The 10,971-nt window shown below is 71.3% G+C and carries 8 protein-coding genes; 2 read left to right on the top strand and 6 right to left on the bottom strand.

The window, feature by feature from the left end; translation table 11 throughout:
- The 6 genes from JX283_RS06600 to JX283_RS06575 form a co-directional block, all read right to left on the bottom strand.
- A partial coding sequence (locus tag JX283_RS06600) for a hypothetical protein (RefSeq protein ID WP_204829872.1) occupies positions 1-263 on the bottom strand: 263 nt, incomplete at its 3' end.
- Positions 242-1,552 carry a CpaF family protein gene (locus JX283_RS06595; RefSeq protein WP_204829871.1) on the bottom strand — a complete coding sequence of 437 codons (1,311 nt, stop codon included), beginning with the start codon at positions 1,550-1,552 and terminating at the stop codon, positions 242-244. The genes JX283_RS06600 and JX283_RS06595, both read right to left, overlap by 22 nt.
- Positions 1,552-2,862 (bottom strand): P-loop NTPase, encoded by a 1,311-nt coding sequence (locus JX283_RS06590; RefSeq protein ID WP_204829870.1) that lies wholly within the window; start codon positions 2,860-2,862, stop codon positions 1,552-1,554. Before JX283_RS06590 ends, JX283_RS06595 begins: the two co-directional genes overlap by 1 nt.
- Positions 2,863-2,876: 14 nt before the next feature.
- Positions 2,877-3,596 (bottom strand): SAF domain-containing protein, encoded by a 720-nt coding sequence (locus tag JX283_RS06585; protein ID WP_204829869.1) that lies wholly within the window; start codon positions 3,594-3,596, stop codon positions 2,877-2,879.
- Positions 3,597-3,882: 286 nt separating this feature from the next.
- Positions 3,883-5,079: a ribosome small subunit-dependent GTPase A gene (locus JX283_RS06580; protein ID WP_204829868.1), complete on the bottom strand. Its 1,197-nt coding sequence runs from the start codon at positions 5,077-5,079 to the stop codon at positions 3,883-3,885.
- 189 nt (positions 5,080-5,268) lie between these two features.
- Positions 5,269-7,944: a cation-translocating P-type ATPase gene (locus JX283_RS06575; protein WP_239652515.1), complete on the bottom strand. Its 2,676-nt coding sequence runs from the start codon at positions 7,942-7,944 to the stop codon at positions 5,269-5,271.
- Between the two features lie 361 nt (positions 7,945-8,305).
- Here JX283_RS06575 and JX283_RS06570 point away from each other — a divergent pair, with 361 nt between their 5' ends.
- Positions 8,306-9,304: a 2-hydroxyacid dehydrogenase gene (locus JX283_RS06570; protein ID WP_204829866.1), complete on the top strand. Its 999-nt coding sequence runs from the start codon at positions 8,306-8,308 to the stop codon at positions 9,302-9,304.
- A gap of 111 nt (positions 9,305-9,415) precedes the next feature.
- Positions 9,416-10,861: a pyruvate kinase gene (gene pyk, locus JX283_RS06565; protein WP_204829865.1), complete on the top strand. Its 1,446-nt coding sequence runs from the start codon at positions 9,416-9,418 to the stop codon at positions 10,859-10,861.
- Positions 10,862-10,971: the final 110 nt, after the last annotated feature.

The raw sequence follows: 10,971 nt of genomic DNA, 5'->3' as shown, positions 1-10,971 counted from the left end.
GCCGCCGGCCCCGCGAGGGCGACCTCGCCCCGGGCGCCGTCGGCGCCGCGGACCCGCCCGGAGGCCAGGACGCGCCCCACGGCGAGCCCGAACCCCGCGGGGACCCACGGGGCCGAGAGGGCCGCCCGCACCGGGCGGGACCCTCCCACCACAGCGAGGAGGCGCCCCACGCGGGCCCGGGGGCCCACGCCCCGCCTGCCGGGGATCGCGCAGGCCGCGGCCGCGAACGCCGCGGCAGCCGTCAACCCAAGCTCGAGCGCCATGCCGCCACCTCCCCCTCGTCCAGGAGGCCGCCCGCGAGGCCCTCGGCCACGAAGGCCGGCTCGCGCACCAGCTCCCACTGGTCGGACACCTCGTCGTAGGCCACCAGGGGCTCCAGGGCCACGGTGCCGCCCGGCGCGCGCCCCACGGCGCTCGCCGAGGTGACCCGCCGCGCACCGCCCGCCAGGCGCTTGCCCATGACCACGATGTCGAGCGCGCTCGCCACCTGCTCCTCGATGAGGGAGGCCGGCACGTCCATGCCGAGGCGGGCCATGAGCACGAGCCTCACCACGGCCTCGTGCTCGCTGCCGGCGTGCAGGGTGGTGAGCGACCCGTCGTGGCCGGTGTTCATCGCCTGGAGCATGTCGACGGCCTCGCCCCCACGGACCTCCCCCACGACGATGCGGTCGGGCCTCATGCGCAGGGCGTTGGTCACGAGGTCGCGGATGGTCACCGCCCCCGTGCCCTCGATGGACGCGCCGCGCGCCTCCAGGCGCACCACGTGCAGGCTGGGGTCGAAGGCGAGCTCCGCGGAGTCCTCGATGGTGACGATCCGCTCGCCGGCCGGGATCTCCAGCGACAGGGCGTTCAGGAGCGTGGTCTTGCCCGACCCCGTGCCGCCCACCACGGCCACGTCCTGCCGGAGGCGCACGGCCCACGAGAGCAGCGTGGCGTACCAGGCCGGCACCGACCCCAGCTCCACGAGCCGGTCCAGGGACCCGATGCGCCCCGTGAAGCGCCGGATGGTCNCGGCCGGGCCGTCCACCGCCACGGGCGCGATCACGGCGTTCACGCGGTCGCCGTTGGCGAGGCGGGCGTTCACGATGGGGCACGACTCGTCGAGGCGGCGCCCGAGCGGGGCGAGGATGCGGTCGACCACGAGCATGATCNNGTCNGGCGACTCNAACACGNNGGGCGCCTCGACGATGCGGCCGTCTCGCTCGAAGTAGAGCGACTGCGTGCCGTTGACCATGATCTCGGTGACCGACGGGTCGTCCATGAGCGGCTGNAGGAGCCCTAGCCCGAGAATCTGGTCGAGCACCTCGCGCCGCACCCGCCCCCGGGCCTCGGGCGAGAGGCTCCCGTAGCCCTCGCCGTTGAGCAGCGCGTCGCACGCCACGGAGAGCTCCTCCCGGGCGCGCGCCGGCTCCTCCTCGCGCACGAGCCGGGCCACGTCGGCGAGGCCAAGGCGGTCGACAAGGTCGCGACGCAGGGACTCGCGGACCGGGCCCTCGGGGTCCCCCGCGGGCGCGCCCCCTCCCTGGGAGCGCACCCGCCCCAGGAGGCCCATCAGCCGGCCGCCTTGGCGAAGCTGAACACCGAGCGGCGGCGCACCACCTTGGCGTCGCGGGCCTTGCGCGCGCCCTCGCAGTCGGGCAGGCACCCGAGGTCGGCGAGGAGCTTGGCCGCCACCGACGCGCAGGACGTGGAGAAGTCGTTGTCCAGCCCCGCGAGGTCGGGCGCGTGGCCGGCGCTCAGGAGCTCGGCGACGTCGAGCGACCCCTCGAGCGTCCTGAACGAGCGCGCGCCCTCGAGCCCCATGGACGCCCGGGTCATGAACTCCTCGTCGCGGCGGCGCGGGTCGCAGCGGTTCATGAGCCGCACCAGGNGCGTCCGGGCCACCCCGAGGCGCACGGCCAGGGCCGCGGCCCGGGCGAGCGACCCGATGGCGCCCGCGCGCTCGTCGCCCACGATCACGAGGCGGTCCGCCCCCTGGGCCGCGGCGGCCACCTCGTCGCCCCAGGCCGACGACGTGTCGACGACCACGAGGTCGAACCTGTCGCGCAGGGCCCCGAGGAGCTCCGCGGCGCGGGGCGCCACGGCCTCGGCGTACTCTGGCCGCTCGCACGGGCCGAACAGCACGAGGTTCTCGGCCACGCGCACCCCGCAGCGGTCGAGCGCGGCCCCCGTCGCACCGTCGGAGACCGGCGTGAGGTCGGCGGGACCCGGCAGCCCGAAGTAGCCGAACAGGTTGCCGAAGGTGAGGTCGAGGTCCACGAGGGCCACCTTGAGGCCCCAGCGGGCACAGGCGAGGGCCATGAGGGCCGCGACGGAGCTCTTGCCCACGCCGCCCCTCCCGCTCGCCACGCAGACGAGGCGCCCGTGGCCGGCCGGGAGCGATCGGACGCGCCCGCGGGCGTCGCCGTCCTCCCCGGGTGTGTCCGCCGCCACGCAGTCCGGCTCGTCGAGCCCGTCGGCCGCAGGGGGCNCTGCCGGCCCCTCCGGCCGCGACTCTGGGAGACCCCCTCCCACAGCTGCCTCCCGAGGGGCCGGCTCCACCCCCTCACGCGGGTCGAGCACCTCGGTCACCCCGGCCTTGGCCGCACGGCTCACGAGCGACCCGGACGCCCCGCGGACGGCCAGCACCACCCGGGGAGCCCGGCCGTCGGCGGCCACGGCGGCCGCCACGTTCACCGGGTCCACCGGCAGTCCCGCCCCCACGGCCACGCAGGGCGCCGGGTCGAGGCCCGACGCCAACGAGCGCGCGAGCACGGGGTCGCCCGACCTTATCGTCTGGCACCCCGGTACGAGCCGCCCCACCAGGGCGCACACCTCGGCGCGCTCCCCCTCGCCGGCACACACCAGCCACGTCGCACCCATGGCGACCCCCTTCCTCAAGCGCCCTCGGGCGCGTCCATGTCCCCATCGCCGGCGCCGCCGGCATCCTCGGGCCCCACGGCCCGGGGCGCCGCGCTCGCCGAGAGGTCCCCCACGTCGTCGGCGGGGCGCACGAGGCGGAGGGTCCCGTCCGCGCTCGCCGTGACCACTGGGGCCACGTCGTCGGCCGGCACCGCGAGCGTGAGCGACCCTCCCTGGCCGCCGCGCTGCCCCGAGGCAGCCAGGACGGACACGTCCCGGGCCAGGAGGCGGGTCGTCCCGTCGGAGCACCGGAAGGCCGCCAGGACCGTCCCGGCGCCCACCTCCGCCGGCACCCCCGTGCGATCGCCCACGGGCACGGTGACCGCCACCTTGCCCGACGGCACGGCCACGGACTCGCCGCCCCGGGAGNGGTGCACGTCGCACACCGGCATGCCGCGGGAGAGCGGCGAGGCGACCGGGACCCCNGAGACGTCGTCGAGCGACGTGAGCGCGCCCTCGGGGACGAGGTCGACGAGCCATTCCTCGAGGGCGCAGTTAGCGGCACCGAGCTCGTCACCCGCAGACACCGCTTCCGTGGCGACGACCACCTGCGCGACCTCCCCGNCGTAGCGCTCCAGCGCCTCGTTGCGCCGGGACTCCGCCTGGTCGCGCACCTGCTCGCCGTAGGCCAGGGCGGAGAGAAGCGCGAGCACGGCGAACGCGCTCGCTNCGACAATTCGAAATCGCTTGNACATACCCGCCTCCTCCACTGGTCCCGGTCGACCCCAATCATGGGCCACCGGCTCGAGGAAATCGGCATGTACCTGCAAATCCGTTTGCCCTGGTTCTGACATCCGCCTGACCGGGACCCGACGCCCTCCGTCAGACGCGCTGCACGAAAGCGCCGACACGGCCACGCGGCAACGCAACCGGTTGCCTAAGATCCACAACCCGTCCCCATACATGAACAGGCCCGGGGGCGACCCCCGGGCCTGTNCGGGNCGAGCTTTGTGGGAGAGGGGCCCGACCGGGACGCCCCGCTCAGAGGCGCACGTCGGGGTCGAGGGTCCCGGCGCTCTCGCGCATCTCGGCGGCCAGGGACCGCCAGGCGTCCAACGCCTCCGCCGTGAAGNCGCCCCGGGAGNCGGCCNCCACCACGGCGCACCCGGGCTCGGACCCGTGGGTGCAGTCCNNGAACNTGCAGCTGCCGGCCTCGACCGCCACCTCGGGGAACACCTTGGCGAGGCCCCGCTCGTGGCCTACGAGGGGCAGGCTCCTGAGGCCGGGGCAGTCGATGATGACGCCGGCGCCGGGCAGCCTGACCATGCGCCGCGTGACCGTGGTGTGCCTGCCGGCGCCGTCGCGCTCCCTCACGGCGCCGGTCTCGAGGGCCTCGTGGCCGAGCAGCGCGTTGAGCAGGGTGGACTTCCCCACCCCGGACTCGCCGAGCACCATGCCCGTGCGCCCCTCGGGCACGAGCGCGCGGACCGCGCCCACGCCCCAGGAGCCGCCGGCCCCCTCCACCGCGGCGCGGAGGGCCTCGAGGCCCGCGTCCTGCTCGGGCTCCCCGCCGTCCTCGAGGAGGCTCGCGCACACCACCACGGGGGTGCCGGGGCCGAACATGGCCCTCAGGGCCGCCACGTCCGCCGCGAGCGTCTCGGGCGACGGCGCACAGTCGGCCTTGGTGAGCACGACGGCCCAGGCGGCACCGCAGTCGGCCGTCACCGTGGCGGCGCGGGCGGCGCGGTCGAGGGAGATGCCGCGTCGCCCCTCGGCCTGGGCGCAGAGCACCACGTCCACGTTGGCGGCCAGCACCTGGCGCTCGCCCCGGGATCCGCCGCGCCACCGCGCGACCTCGCTCTTGCGGGGCAGGACCTCCTCGATCACGGCCATGTCGTGGCCCGCGGGGCGGCGCAGCGCCACCCAGTCNCCCACGGCCGGCTTGAGCGCGTCCGCCTCCTTGGCGNTGCGCACGGCGTGCNCGGCGCGCACGGGACCGGACGCCGTGAGGACGGCGGGAAATCCGCGGTCGAGACGGCAGACGCAACCCTCCTCCAGGCCGTCGGGGTCCTCCGAGGCGCCCCTCCACGCGGCGAAGGCCTCATCCTGCAGGGGCGTAGGCGCGAGGTCGCCCCAGCCCGGGACGTCCGCCAACGTGGAGACGTCCGGCAGGACGGTCTCCTGCCCGTTGCCGCGGCGGCCGCCCCGGGCCTGCCGCCTCTTGCTCCGCTTCGCCATGGTCCCCCCTGCCGTCGTCGCCGGTCCGCACCAAGGATATATGCCCGCATCCCCCGTGGGGCACCTCGGGCGCCCGACCGGGGGGATGCGGGGCGGCGCCTGAGAAAGGGGGTGTGCATCCTTCGATGCACACCCCCTTTCGAACTGCTACCGCTGATGCAGGCCACGCGGCCCCAGGAGGCTAGGCCCCTAGGCGGCGTTGTCGCGGACGCGCCAGCAGAGCTTGTAGAGCTCCATAATCGGGATGATCAGGAACGCAAGGCCCATGGCCATGAGGTAGTTGGGGGCGTCGAGCTCGGCGAAGCCGAAGACCTGGGCCACCGGGGGCACCTCGATGACCACGAAGGTCAGCACGAGGGACAGGGCGAAAGAGCCCCAGAGCCAACGGTTGTGGTNGCCCAGCTTGAAGATGGACTGGCGCCGGGAGCGCATGTTGAACGAGTGGAACATCTCCACCATGGACAGCGTGAGGAAAGCCATGGTCATGCCCTCGACGCCGGCCTCGGGCTGGGAGGCGATGAAGCCGAGGTCNACGGTGCCGAACTGGTGGGACACGCCGATGAAGTAGCTGATGAGGGTGAACAGCGAGATCACCACGCCCTGGAAGACCACGTCGACGNCCATGCCGCCGGCGAAGATGTCGTCGGAGGCNTCGCGGGGCTTGCGGCCCATGATGCCCGGCTCGGTCTTCTCCATGCCCAGGGCGAGGGCCGGGAAGCAGTCGGTGATGAGGTTGATCCAGAGCAGGTGCACCGGCTCCAGGATCACGAAGCCGATCATGGTGGCCACGAACACGGCGATGACCTCGGCGATGTTGCTGGAGAGGAGGAACTGGATCGCCTTGCGGATGTTGTCGTAGATGTGGCGGCCCTCCTCCACGGCCGTCACGATGGTGGCGAAGTTGTCGTCGGCGAGCACCATGTCGGCGACGTTCTTGGTGACGTCGGTGCCGGTGATGCCCATGCCCACGCCGATGTCGGCGCGCTTGATGGACGGGGCGTCGTTGACGCCGTCGCCGGTCATGGCCACGATCTTGCCCTGCTTCTTCCAGGCCTCGACGATGCGGACCTTGTGCTCGGGCTGCACGCGGGCGTACACGCCGTAGTCGCCGATCCTCTCGGCGAGCTCCTCGTCGGAGAGCCTGTCCAGCTCGGCGCCGGTGATGGCCTGGGAGCGGTCGGTCACGATGCCGAGCTCCTTGGCGATGGCCACGGCGGTGTCGATGTGGTCGCCGGTGATCATGACCACGCGGATGCCGGCGCCGTGGGCCTCGACGATGGAGGGGCCCACCTCGGGGCGCACCGGGTCGATCATGCCGCAAAGGCCGACGAACGTGAGGTCCTGCTCCAGGTGGTCGGCGTCCTCGGACGCCGGGGCCTCGGGCCAGGAGCGCCTGGCCGCGGCGAGCACGCGCAGGGCGTCGTCGGCCATGGCCTTGTTCTCCTGAAGGATGGCGTCGCGCACGTCGTCGGTGAGGTCGGCCACGCCGTCGGCGGTGACGACCTTGGTGCAGCGCTTGAGCACCTCGTCGGGGGCGCCCTTGGTGTACTGGGTGATCTCGCCCTCGGCAGTGCGCACCACCACGGACATCNTCTTGCGGCCGGAGTCGAACGGTGCCTCGCCCACACGCACGTACTCGGCGTCGAGGTCGGTCTTGGGCAGGCCGTGCTTGGCGGCGTCGGCCACGAGGGCGGCCTCGGTGGGCTCGCCCTTCGCCGACTCCTCGGCGAGCACCCACTGGGCGTCGTTGCAAAGGGCCATGGCGCGCACGAGCTCGTCCTCGTCGGCGCCGGAGTGGCGCACGACGGTCATCTTGTTCTGGGTGAGGGTGCCGGTCTTGTCGGAGCAGATCACCTGGGTGCAGCCCAGGGTCTCCACGGCGGTGAGCTTGCGGATGATGGCCGACTCGCGGCTCATCTTGGTGACGCCGATGGACAGCACGATGGTGACCACCGCCACGAGGCCCTCGGGAATGGCCGCCACGGCGAGCGAGACGGCGACCATGAAGGTGTCGATGACGAGGCGCGGGTCGGCCATGAACTCGGCGCCGTGCTTGATGAAGTCGACGATGAANATGAAGATGCAGANGCCGATGACGCNGNTCGTGAGGATGCGGGAGAGCTCGGCGAGCTTCCGCTGGAGCGGGGTCTGCTCGTCCACCGCCTCGTTGATGGAGTCNGCGATCTTGCCCATCTCGGTGACCATGCCGGTGGCCGCCCCGACGGCGCGGCCGCGGCCGTAGACCACGGTGGAGCCCATATAGACCATGTTCCTGCGGTCGCCCAGGGGCACGTCGTCGCCCTCGGCGAGCAGGGCGTCCACCATCTTGTCCACAGGCAGGGACTCGCCGGTGAGCGCGGACTCCTCCACCTTGAGGCTGGCGCTCTCCACCACGCGGCAGTCGGCCGGCACGGCGTCGCCGGCCTCGAGGACCACCACGTCGCCGGGGACGAGCTCCTCGGAACGCACGTCCACGATCTTCCCGTCGCGCNCCACCTTGGAGGTGCTGGCGGCCATCTGCTGGAGGGCCTCCAAGGCCTCCTCGGCCTTGGACTCCTGGACCACGCCGAGGACGGCGTTGACCACNACGACGAACAGGATGATGACGACGTCCGCGATGTCGGACTCGCNCTGGNCCGCNCCGGCCACNGCGCTGATNACCGCGGCGGNGAGCAACAGGATGATCATGGGGTCGGCGAGCTGGGCCAGGAAGCGCTTCCACAGCGGGTCCTTCTTGGCCTCGTCGAGCTTGTTGGGCCCGTACTGGCCGAGGCGCTTGGCCACCTCGGCGTCGGTGAGGCCGGCCTCCACGTCGGTGGAGAGGCCCTGGGCCACCTCGTCGGCGGTTTGCAGGTACGGTTTCAAATCTCTTCCCTCCTGGTTTTTCGGCCGCGGCCAGATCGGTGCCCGATCATAATTCCCCAGGAGGGGCAAGGGCTCACCAAGGCTGCCATGGCGGCGGCATGACACGACGGGGACGATTCTACCCAGCATCCCCCCTCCGTCGACCCCCGGTGGCCGACTCCACCGGACCCCCGGCAACGGTCCCGGTCCTTTTGTCAGGCAATCAGAAAAAGTCCAGATAGATGATGCAGAAGCGTGGGCAACTTTTCTCATGTTGTGTGGGATTCCCATAAAAGGGAGGGACCGGAGGCACCTAGAATAGCCTGTTGGAATAATCGAGTTCGACCCTGCGAGGGCAAGGCCTAGGAGAGAGAGGCATCCCATGAAGATCCTGTTCTACGACACGTTCGACTACGACAAGTCGTCCTTCGAGAACGCCCTCAAGGACTACCCCGACATCACCATCGACTTCCTCGAAGCCGACCTCAACCCCATGACCGCCACCCTGGCCAACGGCTACGACGCCGTCTGCGGCTTCGTGAACTCCGACATCAAGGCCATGACCCTCGAGATCCTCGCCGGCTTCGGCATCAAGCTCGTCCTCATGCGCTGCGCCGGCTTCGACGCCGTCAACCTCGACGTCGCCCGCGACCTCGGCATGAGCGTCCTGCGCGTCCCGGGCTACAGCCCCGAGGCCATCGCCGAGTTCGCCCTCGGCCTCGCCCTCGCCGCCGACCGCCACATCGTGCGCGGCTACAACCGCGTCCGCGAGAACGACTACTCCCTCTCCGGCCTCCTCGGCACCACCTTCCACGGCAAGACTGCGGGCATCGTGGGCACCGGCAAGATCGGCGCCGCCATGTGCAAGATCGTGGCCGGCCTTGGCATGAGGGTCCTCGGCTACGACCCGTACCCCAACCCCTCCCTCGAAGGCATCGTGGAGTACGTCGAGCTCGACGAGCTGCTCGCCCAGTCCGACCTCATCTCCCTCCACAGCCCGCTCTTCGAGAGCAACTACCACATGATCGACGACGACGCCATCGCCAAGATGAAGGACGGCGTGGTCTTCGTGAACACCGGCCGCGGCGGCCTCGTGGACACCCAGGCCCTCATCCGCGGCATCCGCTCCCACAAGATCGNNGCCGCCGGCATCGACGTCTTCGAGGAGGAGGGGCCCAACGTCTTCAAGAACCGCTCCTCCGCGGTCTTCGAGTCGGTGACCTCCACCCTCTGCGCCTTCCCCAACGNGGTGGTCACCTCCCACCAGGCCTTCTTCACCCGCGGGGCCCTGGACGCCATCGCCCACACCACCCTCGACAACGCCATGGCCTACGTCAACGGCACCGTCGACCAGCNCCCCANGCCCAACGTCGTCTGCTAACCGAGCAGTCACCCTCCTTCCCGGGTAAGACCCGGGAAGGTGTTTTTTCGTAGGCGCTGCGCAGGAAGAGAAGAAAAGCCGGAGCGCCAGGTCTGAACCGGAAGGAATGACATGCAACAGACCAAAAGGACCAAGATCGTCTGCACCATGGGCCCGTCCACCGAGGACGAGAACGTTCTCCGCNAGCTCATCAAGGCCGGCATGAACGTGGCCCGCTTCAACTTCTCCCACGGTTCCCACGAGTACCACAAGGCCGGCATCGAGCGCGTCCGCCGCATCTCCGACGAGCTCGGCGCCAACGTGGCCATCCTCCTCGACACCAAGGGCCCCGAGATCCGCACCGGCCTGCTCGAGGACGGCAAGANGGTCATGCTGGCCACCGGCGACCACGTGGTCGTGACCACCGACGACGACGTGGCCGGCAACGCCGAGCGCTTCTCCCTCGACTACAAGGCCCTGCCCTCCGAGGTCAAGAAGGGCTCCGTCATCCTCATCGACGACGGCCTCATCGGCCTCGAGGTGGACCACGTGGAGGGCAACGACATCTACTGCGTGGTCACCAACGGCGGCGAGCTGGGCGAGCACAAGGGCGTCAACGTCCCCAACGTGAACGTGGGCCTGCCCGCCGTCACCGAGCAGGACAAGGCCGACATCGCCTTCGGCTGCGAGATGGGCATCGACGCCATCGCCGCCTCCTTCATCCGCGACGCCGAGGGCGTGCGCGTCATCCGCCAGCTCTGCGCCGACCATGGCTGCCCCCGCGTCTCGGTCTACCCCAAGATCGAGTGCGCCATGGGCGTCACCAACTTCGACGAGATCCTCGAGGTCTCCTCGGGCATCATGGTGGCCCGCGGCGACCTGGGCGTGGAGATTCCCCCCGAGAAGGTGCCTCACATCCAGAAGGCCATCATCCGCAAGTGCAACGAGGCCTACAAGCCGGCCATCACCGCCACGCANATGCTCGACTCCATGATNCGCAACCCGCGCCCGACNCGCGCCGAGGTCACCGACGTGGCCAACGCCGTGCTCGACGGCACCGACTGCGTCATGCTCTCCGGTGAGACCGCTGCCGGCAAGTACCCGGTGGAGGCCGTGAAGATGATGGCCTCCGTGTGCACCGAGACCGAGCACTTCCTCGAGGAGCGCCACCGCTACNTCGACCGCGGCGGCGTGCGCAACGTCAACGGCGCCATCNGCTTCGCCTCGGTGACCACCGCCGACCGCTGCGGCGCCATCTGCATCATCGCCCCCACCGCCACGGGCCGCACCGCGCGCATCGTCTCCAACTTCCGCCCGAAGCTGCCGGTGTACGCCGTGTCCCCGTCCGAGATCACCATCCGCAAGTGCTCCTTCTACTGGGGCGTGGAGGCCTTCAAGTCCACCACCCAGGGCACGCTGTCGGCCACGATCTACGACGCCCTCAACGTGATGAAGAAGAACGGCCGCGTGGACACCGGCGACCTCGCCGTGGTCACCGCCGGCGACCCGCAGACCTCGCCGAGCCAGGGCGACTACATCACCAGCACCAACATGATGATGGTGGCCCAGGTCTCCTAAGCCTCCTAAGGCAGGCAGACACCCCGCACCGCCGAGGCGCCGCCCCCATCCCGGGGGCGGCGCCTTCTTTGTGCGGCAGGGCGGGGCCGGGAGGGTCTTCCGGCCGCAGG

Origin of the sequence: Olsenella sp. CU969 (assembly GCF_905219715.1) — a bacterium.
Lineage (GTDB): Bacteria > Actinomycetota > Coriobacteriia > Coriobacteriales > Atopobiaceae > Granulimonas > Granulimonas faecalis.
This window is presented reverse-complemented; position numbering and strand designations above follow the sequence as displayed.